The organism is Pseudomonas alcaligenes, from assembly GCF_041729615.1.
GTDB lineage: Bacteria > Pseudomonadota > Gammaproteobacteria > Pseudomonadales > Pseudomonadaceae > Aquipseudomonas > Aquipseudomonas alcaligenes_B.
In genome coordinates this window covers 1384942-1402480 of sequence record NZ_CP154874.1, presented here as the reverse complement: position 1 = coordinate 1402480, position 17539 = coordinate 1384942, and the positions used below count along the sequence as shown (strand labels likewise).

At 67.2% G+C, this 17539-nt stretch carries 14 protein-coding genes and 1 tRNA gene; 5 read left to right on the top strand and 10 right to left on the bottom strand.

Annotation, left to right across the window (positions count from 1 at the left end):
- Nucleotides 1-22: 22 nt before the first annotated feature.
- The 7 genes from AAG092_RS06810 to AAG092_RS06780 form a co-directional block, all read right to left on the bottom strand.
- Nucleotides 23-3076, bottom strand: a complete 3054-nt coding sequence (locus tag AAG092_RS06810) for a multidrug efflux RND transporter permease subunit (RefSeq protein WP_373389085.1) — start codon at nt 3074-3076, stop codon at nt 23-25.
- Nucleotides 3077-3166: 90 nt separating this feature from the next.
- Complete coding sequence (locus tag AAG092_RS06805) at nt 3167-4318, bottom strand: efflux RND transporter periplasmic adaptor subunit (RefSeq protein WP_110680946.1); 1152 nt, start codon at nt 4316-4318, stop codon at nt 3167-3169.
- Nucleotides 4319-4530: 212 nt separating this feature from the next.
- Nucleotides 4531-6156, bottom strand: a complete 1626-nt coding sequence (locus AAG092_RS06800; protein WP_373389084.1) for a methyl-accepting chemotaxis protein — start codon at nt 6154-6156, stop codon at nt 4531-4533.
- A 186-nt stretch (nt 6157-6342) separates the two neighbouring features.
- Nucleotides 6343-7437: a DUF1513 domain-containing protein gene (locus tag AAG092_RS06795; RefSeq protein WP_373389083.1), complete on the bottom strand. Its 1095-nt coding sequence runs from the start codon at nt 7435-7437 to the stop codon at nt 6343-6345.
- Nucleotides 7438-8499 (bottom strand): imelysin family protein, encoded by a 1062-nt coding sequence (locus AAG092_RS06790; RefSeq protein ID WP_373389081.1) that lies wholly within the window; start codon nt 8497-8499, stop codon nt 7438-7440.
- Nucleotides 8500-8509: 10 nt separating this feature from the next.
- Complete coding sequence (locus AAG092_RS06785) at nt 8510-9922, bottom strand: di-heme oxidoredictase family protein (protein ID WP_373389080.1); 1413 nt, start codon at nt 9920-9922, stop codon at nt 8510-8512.
- A gap of 204 nt (nt 9923-10126) precedes the next feature.
- Nucleotides 10127-11455: an imelysin family protein gene (locus AAG092_RS06780; protein WP_373389079.1), complete on the bottom strand. Its 1329-nt coding sequence runs from the start codon at nt 11453-11455 to the stop codon at nt 10127-10129.
- Between the two features lie 170 nt (nt 11456-11625).
- Here AAG092_RS06780 and AAG092_RS06775 point away from each other — a divergent pair, with 170 nt between their 5' ends.
- The gene (locus tag AAG092_RS06775; RefSeq protein ID WP_110680952.1) at nt 11626-12198 is read left to right on the top strand and encodes a LemA family protein; all 573 of its coding nucleotides are present in this window, start codon (nt 11626-11628) and stop codon (nt 12196-12198) included.
- A gap of 1 nt (nt 12199) precedes the next feature.
- A complete protein-coding gene (locus AAG092_RS06770) occupies nt 12200-13123 on the top strand; it encodes a GIDE domain-containing protein (protein ID WP_373389078.1) in 924 nt (307 codons plus the stop codon).
- 6 nt (nt 13124-13129) lie between these two features.
- Here the strand turns inward: AAG092_RS06770 and AAG092_RS06765 are convergent, their stop codons facing one another.
- From AAG092_RS06765 to AAG092_RS06755, 3 genes are all read right to left on the bottom strand, one after another.
- Complete coding sequence (locus AAG092_RS06765) at nt 13130-13624, bottom strand: RDD family protein (RefSeq protein ID WP_110680954.1); 495 nt, start codon at nt 13622-13624, stop codon at nt 13130-13132.
- Nucleotides 13625-13732: 108 nt separating this feature from the next.
- A complete protein-coding gene (locus AAG092_RS06760; protein WP_021700367.1) occupies nt 13733-13945 on the bottom strand; it encodes a cold-shock protein in 213 nt (70 codons plus the stop codon).
- 253 nt (nt 13946-14198) lie between these two features.
- Nucleotides 14199-14283 (bottom strand) — tRNA-Leu (locus AAG092_RS06755).
- Between the two features lie 290 nt (nt 14284-14573).
- Between AAG092_RS06755 and AAG092_RS06750 the strand changes: the two genes are divergently transcribed.
- From AAG092_RS06750 to tgt, 3 genes are all read left to right on the top strand, one after another.
- The gene (locus tag AAG092_RS06750; RefSeq protein WP_373389077.1) at nt 14574-15242 is read left to right on the top strand and encodes a substrate-binding periplasmic protein; all 669 of its coding nucleotides are present in this window, start codon (nt 14574-14576) and stop codon (nt 15240-15242) included.
- Nucleotides 15243-15314: 72 nt separating this feature from the next.
- Nucleotides 15315-16370 (top strand): tRNA preQ1(34) S-adenosylmethionine ribosyltransferase-isomerase QueA, encoded by a 1056-nt coding sequence (gene queA, locus AAG092_RS06745; protein ID WP_373389076.1) that lies wholly within the window; start codon nt 15315-15317, stop codon nt 16368-16370.
- A 5-nt stretch (nt 16371-16375) separates the two neighbouring features.
- Nucleotides 16376-17494: a tRNA guanosine(34) transglycosylase Tgt gene (tgt, locus tag AAG092_RS06740; RefSeq protein WP_373389564.1), complete on the top strand. Its 1119-nt coding sequence runs from the start codon at nt 16376-16378 to the stop codon at nt 17492-17494.
- Nucleotides 17495-17539: the final 45 nt, after the last annotated feature.

The following is a 17539-nucleotide window of genomic DNA, read 5'->3' as shown; positions in this document are numbered from 1 at the left end:
CGGGGCTTTTTGTTGTCCGCCCTCAGTGGGCCGCCGCGCTTGCCGGCGCCGGCGCCTTGTCCGGGCTGGCCAGCAGGGTATAGACGCAGGGCAACACGAACAGGGTGAACAGGGTGCCGATCGACATGCCAGTGGCGATCACCAGGCCGATGTCGAAGCGGCTGACCGCGCCGGCGCCGCTGGCCAGGATCAGCGGCACCATGCCGAACACCATGGCGGCCGTGGTCATCAGCACTGGGCGCAGGCGGATCGCCGCGGCTTCCTCGATGGCCGCGCGGATCGACAGGCCCTTGTCGTGGCGCAGCTGGTTGGCGAACTCGACGATCAGGATGCCGTGCTTGCTGATCAGGCCGATCAGCGTCACCAGGCCCACCTGGGTGTAGATGTTCATGCTGGAGAAGCCGAGGAAGATCGGGATCAGCGCACCGCAGATCGACAGCGGCACGGTGACCAGGATCACCAGCGGGTCGCGGAAGCTCTCGAACTGCGCGGCCAGCACCAGGAAGATGATCGCCAGGGCCAGGGCGAAGGTGACATACAGCGCGCTGCCTTCCTGGATGTACTGGCGCGAGGCGCCGGCGTAGTCGAAGGAGTAGCCGCGTGGCGCCTCCTCGCGGGCGATGCGGGTGATGGTCTCCACCGCCTCGCCCATGCTGACGATCGGCACGCCCTCGATGATCGCCGAGTTGAGCTGCTGGAACTGCTTGAGCTTGGTTGGCCGCGCACGGTCGCTGACCTTGATCAGGGTGGCCAGCGGCACCATCTGCCCGCTCTCGCTCTTCACGTAATAACTGCCCAGCCAGCCCGGGTTGTCGCGATAGGCGCGTTCGACCTGGGCGATCACCTTGTAGCTGCGCCCGTCGATGGTGAAGCGGTTGATCTCGCCTTCGCCAAGCAGGGTGGCCAGGGTGGCGCCCAGGTCCTGCATGGACACGCCCATCTGCGCCGCCTTCTCGCGGTCGATGTCGACCACCACCTCGGGCTTGTCGAAGGCCAGGTCGACATTGAGGAAGGCGAACTGCCCCGACTCCATGGCCCGCGCCTTGATGCGGTCGGCCACCTGCAGCAGCGACTCGTAGTCGTTCGGCGTGTTGACCACGAACTGGAACGGCAGGCCCTGGCCGGTGCCCGGCAGCGACGGCAGGTTGAAGCCGAAGATCTGCAGGCCGGGGATGTCGTTGAGGCGCCCCTGGACGATCGGCAACAGCTCCATCTGGGTGCGCTCTCGCTCGTCCCAGGGCTGGAGCAGGAAGCCGCCGATGCCCGACTGCACGCCATCGAAGCCGTTGATCTGGAAGGACGAGTAGTACTCGGGGAACTCCTTGAAGATCTTCACGAACTGGTCGGTGTAGGCGTTCACGTAGTTCAGGTTGGTCGGCTGCGGCGCGTTGGCGAACAGGAACACGATGCCCTGGTCCTCCTCCGGCGCCAGCTCGTTCTTGCTGAACATCAGCAGCACCGGGATCAGGCACAGCACGATCACGGCGAACACCAGCACCACCGGGCGGGTGTTGAGGGTGCCGTGCAGGGCCGCCTGGTAGCGGCGCTTGAGCCTGTCGAAGATCAGGTCCAGCTTGTGCGCCAGGCCCGAGGGGTTTTCCTCGTGGCGCAGCAGCTTGGAGCACATCATCGGCGACAGGGTCAGCGCCACCACACCGGAGATGATCACCGCGCCGGCCAGGGTCAGGGCGAACTCCTTGAACAGGGCGCCGGTCAGGCCCTCGAGGAAGCCGATGGGCGCGTACACCGCGGCCAGGGTGATGGTCATCGAGATCACCGGCACGGCGATCTCGCGGGCCCCTTCGATGGCGGCGTCGAACGGCGTCTTGCCCTCCTCGATATGGCGATGGATGTTTTCCACCACCACGATGGCGTCGTCCACCACCAGGCCGATGGCCAGCACCATGGCCAGCAGGGTCAGCAGGTTGATCGAATAGCCCATCAGCTGCATGAAGAACAGCACGCCGATCATCGACAGCGGGATGGTGATCACCGGGATCAGCACCGAGCGGAACGCGCCGAGGAACAGGAAGACCACGACGATGACGATCAGCACCGCCTCGCCCAGGGTCTTCACCACTTCCTCGATGGAGGCGCGGATGAACTCGGTGGCGTCATAGGCGATCGAGACTTTCAGATTCGGCGGCAGTTGCGCCTCCAGTTCAGGCAGGATCGCGCGCACATGCTTGATCACGTCCAGCGGGTTGGCGCTGGGCGTGCCCTTGATGGCGATGTACACCGACGGGATGCCGTCGAAGGAGCTGATCGAGTCGTAGTTGGCCGCGCCCATCTCCACCCGGGCGATGTCGCGCACCAGCACGCGGCTGTCGCCGTCGGTCTTCACCGGAATGGCGGCGAAGGCCTCGGCCGACTTGAGGTCGGTGGTGGCATTGATGCTGGTGACCACGTACTGGCCCTTCACCTCGCCGGCGGCGGCGAGGAAGTTGTAGCGGCGCACGGCATCGGTGACGTCGCCGGCGGTGATGCCATAGGCGGCCATCTTCACCGGGTCCAGCCACAGGCGCATGGCGAACACCTGGTTGCCGAGGATCTCGGCCTCGGCCATGCCGGGCAGGGTGGCCAGCTTGGGCTGGATCACCCGCGAGAGGTAGTCGGTGATCTGCGGATTGCTCAGCTCGTCGCTGTAGAAGCTGACGTACATCAGCGCCGAGGCATCGGCTGCCTCCTTGGACAGCACCGGGTCCTCGGCGTCCTGCGGCAGCTGGTTCTTCACCTCGTTGGCCTTGGCCAGCAGCTCGGTGAACAGGCGGTCGGTGTCGGCGCCGATACGCGCATAGATGGAGATTACCGAGAGGTTCTGCTGGCTCGACGAGGTCATGTAGTCGATGCCCTCGGCGCTGGCCAGGCTCTGCTGCAGCGGCTGAGTGATGTAGCCCTGGATGGTCTCGGCGTTGGCCCCGGGGTAGGCGGTGGTCACCGTGATCAGGGCGTTCTCCATCTGCGGGTACTGGCGGATCACCAGCTTGCCGAAGGCCTGCATGCCCAGCAGGATGATCAGCAGGCTGACCACGGTTGCCAGCACCGGGCGACGGATGAAAGGATCTGTAAAAGCCATAACGAATTCCTTGGCTGCCGCGGGGCGGCCGGTGAAACTGCGGGTCACGCGCCTGGCCGGCCCCGGTGGAGCCGGCCGGCGCCGGGACTCTTACGGGGCGGCTGGTGCCGGGGCGCTCTGGCGCTCCAGGGCCTGGTCGTCGATCACCTTGACGTGGGCGCCGTTGTCCAGCTTGAGCTGGCCGGCGGTGACCACCTGCTCGCCGGCCTGCAGGCCCTTGCGGATCAGAACCTGGCCATCGCGGCGCTCGCCGGTCTCTACGAAGCGGCGTTCCACCACCAGCTGGGGCTGGCCTTGGTCGTCTTTCACCACCTGGCCCTGGTCGTCCTTCTTCTCGCCGATCACGTACACCGAATTGCCGTACAGGGTGTAGGTGATCGCGGTTTCCGGCACCACCACCTGTGGTTTGTCGCCGGGTAGCAGCACGTCCAGGTTGGCGAACATGCCCGGCAGCAGTTTGCTGTCCGGATTGGCCAGCATGGCGCGGACCTGCACGTTGCGGGTGGTTTCCTCGACCTTGGGGTTGAGCGCGCTGATCTCGCCCTCGAACACCTCGCCGGGGTAGGCCGCCACGGACAGGCTCACGCGCTGGCCGATGGCCAGCTGCGGGTAGGCCTGCTCCGGCAGGAAGAAGTCGACGTACAGCCTGGACAGATCCTGCAGGGTGGCGAAAGAGGTGCCGGGGCTCAGGTAGTCACCGACGTCCACCTGGCGGATGCCGATGGTGCCGGCGAAGGGCGCGAGGATGCGTTTCTTGTCCAGCTCGGCCTTGAGCTGGGTGACGCTGGCCTCGGCCTTGAGCAGCTCGGCATTGAGACGGTCGAACTCGCTCTTGGAGATGGCCTGACGCTTGATCAGGTCCTGCCCGCGCTGGTATTCGACGCGGGCCAGGGCGCGCACCGCCTCGGCGGTGGCGAGGATGGCGCGCTCGACTTCGCTGTCCAGCTGCAGCAGCGGCTGGCCGAGGGCGACCTTCTCGCCGGACTGGAACAGCACTTCCTTGACCGTGCCTTGCACCTCGGCGGTCAGGTCCACGCCCTGAAAGGCCTTGAGCGTGCCGATCGCCGGTAGGCGGCTCTGCCAGTTCAGGGTCTCGGCACGGGCGGCGGACACGCTGATGGCCGGCTGCGGCGCCGAGAACATCTGGATCTGCTGATAGATGGAGAAGCCTTTGTAGGCGGCGAGGGCGAGCACCACGACGAGTACGACGCCCAGCATGATGAGCATGCGGCGGAGCAACATATTCCGGTTCCTTGGCAGGTCAGGGAGTGGCCTGGGAATAGGCGAAGCGGGCACGTTAGTACCGCTTGACGGTCAAGTCAAAAAAACCCATTTGCAAAAGGTTGCCGATGCATTATCGCGCAACGGTTTGTCGCGCAAACCGCACAGATGGCCGCATTTTCGCGACCATTCTGTGTCACCGATGCCCCGGACTTGCGCCGGGGCGTCTTGCTTCAGGCGCCCAGGCGCTGGGTCACTTCATTCAGTTCGCCGGACAGGCTGCGCAGGGTGTGGCTGGCGGCCTGGGTGCGCTCGACGTTTTCCTGGTTGGCGCTGGCGATGGCGGTGATCTCGGTAAGGTTGCGCGAGATGTCCTCGGCCACCGAGGTCTGCTCCTCGGCGGCGGTGGCGATCTGCCGGTTCATGTCGCGGATCGCCTCCACCGCGCCGGTGATGCGCTCGAGCATGGCACCGGCCTCGGTCACCTGGGTCACGCCTTCCTCGCTGCGGCTCTGCCCGCTCTCGATGGCGCGCACGGCGTTCAGCGCGCCGGTCTGCACGGTATCGATGATCTGGTTGATCTCGGCGGTGGACTCGGCGGTGCGCTGGGCCAGGTGGCGCACCTCGTCGGCCACCACGGCGAAGCCGCGGCCCTGCTCGCCGGCACGGGCGGCCTCGATGGCGGCGTTGAGGGCGAGCAGGTTGGTCTGCTCGGCGATGCCGCGGATCACTTCCAGCACCTTGCCGATGCGCCCACTGTCGGCCTCCAGGCGACGGATCACCTCGGCGGTGTTGGCGATCTCGCCGCGCATGCCGGTGATGGTCTGGATGGTCGACGCCATCACCTTGCCGCCCTGGCGCGCCGAGCTGTCGGCGTCGTCGGCGGCATGCGCGGCCTCGGCGGCGTGGCGCGCCACTTCCTGGGCGGTGGCGGACATCTCGTGCATGGCGGTGGCGACCTGATCGGTACGCTCGAACTGCTCGTTGATGCCCAGGGTCATGCGCGAGGCGATCTGGTTCAGCTCGCCGCTGGCACTGTCCAGGTTGCCGCTGCTCAGGCGCAGGCTCTCGGTGGTGCTGGCGAGGAAGTCGCGCAGGGTATTGGCGGCACGGGCCAGCATGCCCAGCTCGTCCTTGCGGGCAACCTCGACGCGCTGGCCGAAGCGGCCGTGGCTGAGCTGGTCGACATGGTTGATCAGATGGCGGATCGGGATGATCAGGTGGCGGTTGACCAGCCACAGGCTGAACAGGGCGATCACCACGCTGGCGGCCAGCATGACCAGGGTGCCGAGCAGAATGGTGCGTTCGGCGCCGGCGTTGATCTGCGCGGCCTGCTCCAGGCTCAGCGCATGCAGCTGGTCGACCAGCACACTCATCTGTTCGCTGGCGGCGCGGTCGATGCCCTTGACCGCGGCATCGCCGGCCTTGGCATCGCCGCCGGCGGCGACGAAGGCGTCGCGGCCCTTGCGGTAGTTGGCGCCGAGGGTCTGGTGCTCGCTGCGCAGGCGCTCGACCTGGCTCTTCAGGGCGGCATCGCCACTGGCCAGGGTGGAGAGTTCGCCGAGGATGTCCTGCACCTTGCGCTCCTGGGCCTCGAACTGGCCCCAGTACTTGTTCAGGCTGTCGCTGTCCTGGCCGCGCAGCAGGACGTTCTTCCACTCCTGCACCTGGATCTTGAATTCGACGTTGGCCGAGTCGATCAGCCGGGAGGCTTCCAGCGGTCCCTCGAGCAGGCCGCGATAGGCCTGCAGGCCGCCGGAAAGGAAGCTGAAGCAGGCCAGGGCGGTGATCAGGATCAGGGCCAGGCTGCCGCCGAGCAGGGCGAGGATCTGCGCACGCAGGGATTTTTGCAGAAACATGGGGAGGACCTCTTGGCGGGTAGTAACCCTCCGCCACACGAGTGGGCGGCGGAATTGCGGATATCCCTATCCGCCGGCAATGACAGGCCGGTGACAGTGGCTGATGCTGCCTGTTGCAGTATAGGTCGGCAGCGGACTGCTGGCCTTAAGCCATTGGCCGGTATTTTCCTCTCTGCAGCGGTGCTTTCAGGCCAGGCGCAGGTGGTTGTCCCAGAGTCCGGCTGGTAGCTGCAGCGGCTCGGCGGTGATGCGCTCGCCGTGGCAGCGGTACAGGCGGCAGCGACCCTGCCCGGAGGTGACCACGAAGCCGTCCGCCACCGCCCCGACGCCGGCGCAGTCCGGCAGCGGGGCGTCGAGCAGCAGCTCGGCGCTGTCCAGGTGCCAGATGAAGAAGCGGTTGCCGCGCGGCGCGGTCAGCGCCAGCAGGCGCAGCTCGTCGTGGATGGCCAGGCTGGCGGTGTACTGGTTCATTGCCGCGCGCTGCGCTTCGCCCAGGGGGAAGGGCTGGAAGGCCAGGCCGGGGCGCTTGATCGCCAGCAGCGGCACGCTGTCCTGCGGATCACCCTCGTACTGCTGGCCGGAGACGATGGTGCCGTCGGCGGCCACGGCCAGGTGACGCACGCTGTTCATCCGCTGCGGCAACTGTTCCTTGCTGATCAGGCTGCCATCGCGGCGCATCAGCACCAGGCTCGGCTCCATGGCGTCGAGGTTCATCATCACCCGGCTGTCGGCCTCGGTGCGGATGCCGCCGTTGGCCACCACCAGGCTTTCGCCGCCGGGCAGCCACAGCAGCTGGTGCGGTCCGACGCCGTGGCTCGAGTGTTCGCCGACGCGCTGCAGCTGGTTGTCCTGCAGGCGATACACGCCGAGCACGCCACGGCCGGGCTCGGCGGTGTCGTTCTCGGTGCTGTAGAACCACTCGCCGCTGTGGTGGAACAGGCCGTGGCCGTAGAAGTGGCGGTCAGCGGGCGAGGCCAGGGTCTGCAGCAGGCGGCCGTCGCGGGTGTCGATCAGGTAGCTTTCGCGGCTCGGGCGGCGGCCGACGAACACCGCCAGCGGCAGGCCGGGGTGCGGCACCACGTCGTGGCAGCGCTCGGCCACGCGGGTGGCGAAGGCCTTGCTGCCGTCCAGCCGGTAGCCGACCGCATAGTGCTGGCCGTCGCCATCGTCGCGGGCCGACAGCAGCAGCGGCTGGGGGCCGTGGCCGATCAGCTTCCAGCCGCCGAATGCGGTGGCGGCCAGGCCCAGGCCACCGAGGCCGAGTAAGGTTCTGCGCTGCATTCAGTCACCATCGTGGGCATTGAAGCCCAGCTGGATGCCGAGCAGCTTGGCCAGCTCGCTCTCGTGCAGGCGGTGCAGGGCGTTGAGGCTGTCGTAGAAGGCGTTCAGCTCGGCGCGGCCGGCCTCCTCGCTCAGCAGCTCGCCGAGCGGGCGCTGCAGGGTGGCCAGCTGCTGGCGGGTGGCGGCGTACTGCTGGTCGAGGCGGGTGGCCAGCTCGGCCTGTTCGGTGCTGAGCAGCGTGCGCATGCCGTCGTTGTTGGCCCCCAGCCAGACGCGCTCGGCGCTGGCCAGGCTGGCGGCGAGGCTGGCCAGGCTGGCGTTGCTGCGCCAGAACTCGGCCTGGTATGGCTGCGGCAGGCCCTTGCTCTGCCGGCCGAGGGCGGCGCCGAGCTTCTTCTTCATGCCGTCGAGGGCGTTGACCTGGGCGCGCAGCAGTTCCGCCAGCGCCTCCTGCGAATCGGCATAACGGGGGTTGGGGAATTCACGCAGCTGGCTGGCCATGCCGGCATCGCCCTGCCACTGGGCGAGGATGTCGCCGGACAGCTGCTGCTGGTGCGCACCGATGCTCACCAGCAGCGGGCAGTAGCGCGCTTTCTGGGCGGCGTCGGCTAGGTCGATGGCGGCATCGAAGAGCACGTACTCGTAGGCGCTCAGGCCCTGTACCACCACGCTGGCCTGGTCCAGGTCGGCCCGGGTCAGCTGTGGCTTGCTGTTGAGCAGGGCCTCGACCTGGCGCTGCACCAGGTTCTTCTTGTCCGGCCAGAACTGTACCTGCCAGGCGCGGTTGCCTTCGGCCAGCGGGCCCACCAGCAGCGGCTGCAGGGCAGCCCAGCTGGCGACATCGGCGAGGAAGGCCTGCTGGGTGGCACCGAGGTCCTGGTTGCCGGCGCAGAAGGCCGCGGCGCTCTCGGCCAGTTGCTGGTTGGACTGGTGCCAGGCGCTGTAGGCCGGCAGCAGCACGCCGTCGACCAGGGCGGCGCTGGCCTGCTGTTGCGGGTCCTGCGGGCCGCAGGCGGTGAGGCCGAGGGCGAGCAGGGCGATGGCGAGGGGCGAACGGATCATGCCGGACTCCTTACAGGGAGTTGAGGAAGGCCAGCAGCGCGTCGCGCTCGCCGGCATCGAATTCGAGTACGGCCTGTCTGGCACGCTGCGCTTCGCCGCCGTGCCAGAGGATGGCTTCCAGTAGGTTGCGCGCGCGGCCGTCGTGGAGGAGCTGGGTGTGGCCGTTGACCGCCTCGGTCAGGCCGATGCCCCACAGCGGCGCGGTGCGCCACTGGCGGCCGCTGGCGAGGAACTCGGGGCGGTCGTCGGCCAGGCCCTCGCCCATGTCGTGCAACAGCAGGTCGGTGTAGGGGCGGATGGTCTGCCGGGCCAGCTCCGGCTCGGCGGCGTCGGCGGCGGTGACGAAGCTCGGGGTGTGGCACTGGGCGCAGCCGGCATCCATGAACAGCTGCTTGCCACGGCGCACGTCCAGCCGGTCCACGCCGCGGCGGGCCGGCACGGCCAGGTTGCGGCTGTAGAACAGCACGCTGGCGAGAATTTTGTCGCTCACCTCCGGGCTGCCGCCAGGCGCCGTGGCGCGGCAGTCGACCTGCGCCGGGCTGCAGTCGTCGCGCGGCAGCAGGGTGGTGGTCAGGCCGAGGTCGCCGGAGAAGGCGTGGGCGTTCTGCTGGCTGAGGTTGGGCTGGCCGGCCTTCCAGCCGAAGCGGCCGAGCACCGTGGCGCCGCGGGCATCGTCCCAGACCCGGTTGGGCACGCCGCGGATGCCGTCGCCGTCGCGGTCATCGGGGTCGGCATTGGCCAGGATCGCTGCCTCGGGAATCGCCTCGAGCAGGCCCAGGCCGATCATCGGCGGCGCCACCCGCGCGGAGAACAGGGTATCCGGGCGCAGCTCGCCATAGCCCAGGCGGTCGATCTGCAGGCGCGGCTTGCGCAGCTCGACCCGCGTGCCATCGGCGAAGCGCACCGGCACGCTCTCGTAGCTCACCCGTACCCGGCCTTCGGGAGCATGGCCGGGATTGCCCATGTCCTGCAGCTGCCCGCCGTAGACCGGCTCGGGCACCACGCCCAGGCGCCGGCGCAGCTCGGTGTGGGCCGGCGAGTCGTCACCGGGGATCGACAGGCGCACCAGCATGGACACGGCGCTGACGGCGTCGGCCGCCGGCGGATGGCCACGGCCGTCCTTGATATGGCAGTTCTGGCAGGCGTTGGTGTTGAACAGCGGGCCCAGGCCGTCTCGCGCGGTGGTGGTGGAGGGCGCGATCACCCAGGGATTGCGGAAGAAGCTGTTGCCCACGGCGAAGTCGAGGCGGCGCGAAGGGGCCAGGTTGGCCGAGGGCAGGGAGAAGGCGTTGTGGTCGCTCTGGCGCACCGTGGTGGCACCGCCCGACAGGGCTTCGCCGGGCTCGGCCGGCGCCGGCGTGCGCTCGCAGGCCGCCAGGGCGAAGGCCAGCGGCAATAGGCAAAAGCGCAGCGTGGAGGACATCGGAACTCACCCGGCAGTCGATCAGGCGGGCAATCTTAGCAGGCTAATGGAGTTCGAATAAGAGGAATTAGCATTTGCGAAAGGGGCGGATTGTCGCGGCCACGCCAAGCCGCCGGGAGCATTTCCCGCGCGTGCCTGGCGCGGACAGCAATAAAAAACGGATGCGCCTTGTGGGCGCATCCGTCCTGGACAGCTCTGCGGGTATCAGAACTGGTGATCGGCGGTGTCCGGGTTCAGATCGCTGATGCCCAGAGCGGCGGAGGCCTTCTCGATGGCGGCGGTCTGCTTGACCAGGGCGGCGATGGCGTCGCGCACCAGCTGCTGGCCGGCGGCGTTGTCGGCGGCGATCAGCTGGTCGAAGTGCACGTTGTTCTTCTCGGCGCTGTCGACCAGGGCCTGCAGCCTGGCTTCGCTGGCTTCCAGATCGGCCTTCAGGGTGGCGTCGGCCTGGGCGTCCAGCTTGGCCACCAGGGCGGACAGGCTCGGGCCGCTCAGCACGGTGCCGTCGACCTTCTTGTACTCGCCGAGGTAGACGTTGCGGATACCCTTGCCGTTATAGAAGTGCGAGTTGTGGGTGTTGTCGCTGAAGCAGTCGTGCTCGTCCTCGGTGGAGCCGGCTTCCAGGGCGACCTTCATGCGCTCGCCGGCCAGCTCGCCGAGGGACAGGCTGCCCATGCCGAACAGCATCTTGCGCAGGCCGCTCTCGGCCGGCTCGGCCTCCAGCTTGGCGCGGTAGTTGTCGGCGTTGCCGGCCTGCCACTGCACGACCATGCTGTCGAGGTCGGCAACCAGCAGGTCGGTGGCGGCTTTCAGGTAGGCACGACGGCGTTCATTGTTGCCACCGGTGGCACCTTCGCCGACCAGGAAGTCGCTGGCCGGACGCGCGCCGGCACCCGGGTTGGTACCGTTGAGGTCCTGGCCCCAGAGGAGGAACTCGATGGCGTGGTAGCCGGTGGCGACGTTGGCTTCGGAGCCACCCAGCTCGTTCAGCTCGGCCAACTTCTCGCCAGTGATTTCGCTGACGTCGATCTGGTCTTCGCCGACCTGGATGCTGGTGTTGGCGATGATGTTGGCGCTGGCGCCGGGGTTGCCCAGGGCGTGCTGGTAGTCCTTGGCGACGTAGTCGATCAGGCCCTCGTCCAGCGGCCAGGCATTGAGCTGGCCTTCCCAGTCATCGACCACGGCGTTGCCGAAACGGAACACTTCGGTCTGCATGTAGGGCACGCGGGCGGCCAGCCAGGCCTGCCTGGCGGCCTTCAGGGTGTCTTCGCCGGGGTTGGCCAGCAGGGCGTCGATGGCGCTCTGCAGCTGCTTGCCGGTGCTGGCGGCGTCGCTGAACACGGCGAGGGCGAGGTCGGCATAGTGGCTGACCACGGCCTTGGCGGCGGTTTCCTCGACCTTGGCCGGAGCGCTGCTGGCGGCGGCCGGGGCGCTGGCCTGGGGAGCGGCGGCTTCCTGCTTGTCGTCGCCGCAGCCGGCGAGGGAAATGGCGAGGGCCAGCAGGCTGGCGGTGGCCAGGGGCATGCGAGTCATGGCGGAGTCCTTAGCTTCTTGGTGTTGGGAAGGCCGTGCGAATGCACTGGAAAACCGCACAATAATGCGAAAGATTTGCATTTTGTGTAAAGCATTTTCGTGATCGCGACTTCTATGGACGCCCGCCTCGCTGTCGCTAGAATGCCGGCAGTTCACAAGGAGCGTTGCCCATGAGTCTCACCGCCGTCGCTGTACTCGTCGTGCTGTTTCTTCTCGCCGCCTGGGCGGTGGTCCTCTACAACGGCCTGGTGCGCCTCAAGCACGGGGTGAGCAAGGCCTGGTCGAACATCGACGTGTTGCTCAAGCAGCGCCACGACGAACTGCCCAAGCTGGTGGAGACCTGCAAGCAGTACATGCAGCACGAGCGCACCACCCTGGAACGGGTGATCGCCGCGCGCAGCGCCGTGGCCAGTGCCCGCGAGCAGCACGACGTGGGTGCCCTGGGCAAGGCCGAGAGCACCTTGCGCGCCGGCCTCGGCCAGTTGTTCGCCCTGGCCGAGAACTACCCGGAGCTGAAGGCCAACGAGAGCTTCCAGCACCTGCAGCAGCGCATCTCCGGCCTGGAGAACGCCATCGCCGATCGCCGCGAGCTGTACAACGAGGCGGTCAACCTGAACAACGTGCGCATCGAGCAATTCCCCGATGTGATCCTGGCGCGGCTGTTCGCCTTCCAGGCGGCCGAGCTGCTGCAGTTCAGCGAGGAAGAGAAGGCCGACGTCGACCTCAAGTCGCTGTTCAACTGAGATGGGTGTCGGCGGCCTGGCCATCAGCATGGCCTTCAGCGTCGGCGCCTGCGTCGGCGGCGGCTGGTGGTGCATCAAGCGCCTGTCCGAGGCGCGCTTCCTGCTCAACACGCCGACCTCGAAGATCCGTTCCGCGGCCCAGGGCTATGTCGAGTTGTATGGCGTGCTGCATGCGCTGGACGAAGGCGAGGTACGTGCGCCGCTGACCGGCACGCCCTGCCTGTGGTGGCGCTTCAAGATCGAGGAGTACGAGCGCAGCGGCAAGCAGCGCCGCTGGCGGGTGGTGGAGAGCGGCTCCAGCGAGGCCTGGCTGCGGCTCAGGGATGCCACCGGCGAGTGCCTGGTCAATCCGCGGGGCGCCGAGGTGCGGCCTGCCACGCGCCAGGTCTGGCATGGCAGCGAGCGTCGCCCGCTGGGCGGCAGCGAGGGGGGCGGGCTGGGCCTGCTCGGCATGCTGCTGATGGGCGATGGTCAGTACCGCTACACCGAGGAACGTCTGCACGCCGGCCAGCCGCTCTACGCCATCGGCGACTTCCGCACCCAGGGCGGTGCCGAGGCGTTCGACCTGACCCTGGCCCAGGGGGCCGTGGTGCGCGAGTGGAAGAGTGATTTCGCCGGTCTGCTGCAGCGCTTCGACAGCAATGGCGACGGTCAGCTCGATCAGCGTGAGTGGGAGCGCATGCGCGAGTCGGCGTGCGCCGAGGCGCAGCGTCGGCAACTGGGGCGTGGCGAGGTGCCGGTGCACCACCAGCTGCGCAAGCCGGGCGAATCCTATCCCTTCATCCTCTCCAGCCATGGCGAGGACGTGCTGGCGCGCGGCTTCTACTGGCAGGCCGCCGGCGGCGCGCTGCTCTGCCTGGCCGGCGCGCTGGCTACTGCCTGGCTGGTCGGCAACGTGCTGCTGCCGGGGCTGGCCGCCGGCTGAGGCCGGTTACTTCTTGTGGATGTTCTTCGGCAGCTGCACGACGCGACTCTCCGAGTAGATGTCGTGCCAGCTGCGCTTGTCCTTGTCCCACAGTACCCAGAGGAAGCCCAGGCCGCAGAACAGCCAGGAGCCGATCGCCACGACGAAGCGCAGCAGCGCCTGCCACAGGCTGATGGCCGTGCCGTCGGCATTCTGGATGCGCAGGCCCCAGACCTGCATGCCGAGGGTCTGGCCGTTGTGGGTCCAGAACTTGGCGAAGAAGCCGAACAGGCTCATCACCAGCAGGGTGGACAGCAGCGGGTCGCCGTCCAGGGCACCGGCATCGGACATCTGGCGCAGCCGCTCCTCGCCATAGATGGCCATCTGCACCCCCTTGTACAGCAGAGTGACCACCATCAGCAGGGCGATGCACAGCAGGAAGTCGTAGAAGATCGCGGCGAAGCGACGGATCGGGCCGGCGGAAGGAAAGTCGCCCTGGGGGCGCAGCAGGTGCTTGGGCATGGATGGCTCGCGGCGGATAGAGACTGCGCGCGATTGTACGGGGTGCGTGCGACGGGCACAAAAAAGCCCCTGATGTTGCCATCAGGGGCTCTTTCTTAGCAGCAGCGATTAGCCCAGAACCTGGACCTTGTCGGCTTGCATGCCTTTCTGGCCTTGCACGGCTTCGAAGGTGACCTTCTGGCCTTCTTTCAGGCTACGGAAGCCCGAACCTTCGATAGCGCGGAAGTGCACGAACAGATCCGGACCGCTCTCGGGGGTGATGAAGCCGAAGCCCTTCTCGTCGTTGAACCATTTGACGGTGCCGGTTTGACGATTCGACATTGTCTTATTTCCTTGAAACTAGAGTTGATGACAGCCTCTTGCGTTGTGCGCGAGAGGGCTGGAACTGGTTGCAGAGAGTAAGAGAAGTCGAGCGGGATGTAGCGGATCTAGGATCTACTGCACCAGGTCACGATTCAAGGCGACCCATGCAAACACAGTTGACCCACTCTACGCTAACTCAATCTGATTTGCCAACCCCTCCGGAACAGGCGATTCCAGAGGCTTTGCAGGCAATTTGGGAGGGAGAAAAACGTGGTGCCCCGGGAGAGACTCGAACTCTCACTTCTTTCGAAAACGGATTTTGAATCCGCCGCGTCTACCGATTCCGCCACCGAGGCACGATGGGCGCGCAGTATAGGGAGGCGTCCTGGGGTGGTCAATCGCGCCGAGGCAGCGAGACAGGCGCTCCGAGAGCCATCCGGGCTCTCCGGGTTTCCGCCTGCGGTGGCTTTGATTCAGGGGGGGCTGAGGGGGTTGCGGTAGCCCGTTCACGAGGGTTGTCGGCTATGCTCGGGCAGGCGGGGTATCGATGGGGGAAATTCGGGTGCGTGGAGTCGTTCGCCGTGGGCTGGTCGGTCTGATCTGCGCGCTGCCATGGGCTGTGTCGGCTGACACCTTGACCTATGCCGTGACCAACGAAAGCTGGGCGCCTTACTGGATAGTGCGTGAGGGGCAGGTCAGCGGCGTGTTCAGCGACTTCATGGAGGCGCTGGATGAGCGGCTGGCGGTCGATCTGCAGGCCGCGCGTCCGGCCCCGCCGCTGCGCGCCCAGAAGATGTTCCGCGAGGGCCGGGTGCAACTCGAATGCTGCGTCAGCAAGGGCTGGCGCTCGGCGCCCGAACAGGTCGCGGTTACGCTGTGGACGGAGCCGGTGCTTGAGGTCGAGGAGGTGCTGGTCTTCGCCCCGGACCGGGCTTTCGCGTTTGCCCGGCTCGAGGACCTGCGCGGCAAGACGATTGCGACCGTGCGCGGCTATGGCTACGCCGGCAGCGAGTATTTTCGCCGTCACGACAGTCCCGATGCCATCGCCTTGCTGCACAAGGTGGCGCAGGGGCGCAGCCAGGCTGGCATCATCGACCGGCTGGAGCTGGCCTATCTGCGCCATGCGCATCCCGAGTTGCAGGCGGGCAAGGAGCGGTTGGAGGAGGGGCCGGTGATCAACAGTTCCGAGCTGCGCATTCGCCTGCATCGCTCGCGTGCCGAGCTGCTGCCGGCGCTGAATGCCGCCATTGCGGCCATGCGCCGGGATGGCAGCCTGCAGCGTATCATGGCCACCTACTCACCCCCGCAGCCTTAGTCGCGACGGCCGGCGCGTGGCCGTGCGAGGGGCTTTCCGGTAAGCTTGGCGCCCCCCGGAGATGTACCAGCCATGCGTGTTGCCGACTTCCATTTCGACCTTCCCGATTCCCTGATCGCCCGCCACCCTCTGGCCGAACGGCGTGCCAGCCGCCTGCTGGTGCTCGATGGCCCGACGGGGGCGCTCGCCCATCGGCAGTTCGCCGACCTGTTGGAGTACCTGCGTCCCGGCGACCTGATGGTGTTCAACGACACCCGGGTGATCCCCGCGCGCCTGTTCGGCCAGAAGGCCTCCGGCGGCAAGCTGGAGATCCTCATCGAGCGCGTGCTCGACGAGCATCGCGTGCTGGCCCATGTGCGTTCGAGCAAGTCGCCCAAGCCGGGTTCGCTGATCCATATAGAAGGTGGTGGCGAGGCCGAGATGCTGGCCCGTCACGACGCGCTGTTCGAGCTGCGCTTCGGCGAGCCGGTGCTGCCGCTGCTGGATCGCGTCGGCCACATGCCGCTGCCGCCCTACATCGATCGCCCCGACGAGGCCGCCGACCGCGAGCGCTACCAGACCGTCTATTCCGACAAGGCCAAGGCCGGCGCCGTGGCCGCACCCACGGCCGGCCTGCATTTCGACGAGGCGCTGCTGGTGGCGATCCGCGCCAAGGGCATCGACACCGCCTTCGTCACCCTGCATGTCGGCGCCGGCACCTTCCAGCCGGTGCGGGTGGAGCGTATCGAGGACCATCACATGCATCAGGAGTGGCTGCAGGTCGGCCAGGCCGTGGTCGATGCGGTGGCCGCCTGCCGCGCCCGTGGCGGCCGGGTGATCGCCGTCGGTACCACCAGCGTGCGCTCGCTGGAAAGCGCCGCGCGCGATGGCGAGCTGAAGGCCTTCAGCGGCGATACGGATATCTTTCTCTACCCGGGCAAGCGCTTCCATGTGGTAGATGCCCTGGTCACCAACTTCCACCTGCCGGAGTCGACCCTGCTGATGCTGGTCTCGGCCTTCGCCGGCTACCCGGAGACCATGGCCGCCTATGCGGCGGCCGTGGAGCAGCGCTACCGCTTCTTCAGCTACGGCGATGCCATGTTCATCACCCGCAATCCCGACCCGCGCGGTCCCGAGGAGACCCCATGAGCCATATGTCCTTCGAGCTGCTGGCCACTGACGGCCGTGCCCGCCGCGGCCGCCTGACCTTCCCGCGCGGCGTGGTGGAGACCCCGGCCTTCATGCCGGTCGGCACCTATGGCACGGTCAAGGGCATGCTGCCGCGCGACATCGAGGGCATCGGTGCGCAGATCATCCTCGGCAACACCTTCCACCTGTGGTTGCGTCCGGGCACCGAGGTGATCAAAAGGCACGGCGACCTGCACGATTTCATGCAGTGGCAGGGGCCGATTCTCACCGACTCCGGCGGCTTCCAGGTGTTCAGCCTGGGCGCCATGCGCAAGATCAAGGAGGAGGGCGTGTATTTCTCCTCGCCGGTGGACGGCGCCAAGGTGTTCATGGGCCCCGAGGAGTCGATGCAGGTGCAGCGCGAGCTGGGTTCGGACATCGTGATGATCTTCGACGAGTGCACCCCGTACCCGGCCGACTTCGACACCGCCAAGCGCTCCATGGAGCTGTCGCTGCGCTGGGCCAAGCGCTCGAAGAACGCCCACGAGGGCAACCCCTCGGCGCTGTTCGGCATCGTCCAGGGCGGCATGCACGAGGAACTGCGCCTGCGTTCGCTGGAGGGGCTGCTGGAGATCGGCTTCGACGGCCTGGCCATCGGCGGCCTGTCGGTCGGCGAGCCGAAGGAAGAGATGATCCGTGTGCTGGACTTCCTGCCGCCGCATCTGCCCACCGACAAGCCGCGCTACCTGATGGGCGTGGGCAAGCCGGAGGACTTGGTCGAGGGCGTGCGCCGTGGCGTGGACATGTTCGACTGCGTGATGCCGACACGCAACGCGCGCAACGGCCACCTATTCATCGATACCGGGGTGATCAAGATCCGCAATGCCGTGCACAAGCACGACGACTCGCCGCTGGACCCGAGCTGCGACTGTTACACCTGCAAACACTTCTCCCGCGCCTACCTGCATCACCTGGACAAGTGCGGCGAAATGCTGGGCAGCATGCTCAATACCATCCATAACTTGCGCCATTACCAGCGCCTGATGGCTGGTTTGCGCGAGGCAATTCAACAGGGTACATTGGCCGCCTTTGTCGATGCCTTCTACGCCCGGCGCGGCCTGCCGACGCCGCCGCTGGAGCCCTGACGGGATTGAAATAGGCCGGGACGCATCCCATCTCGGAGGTGCCCC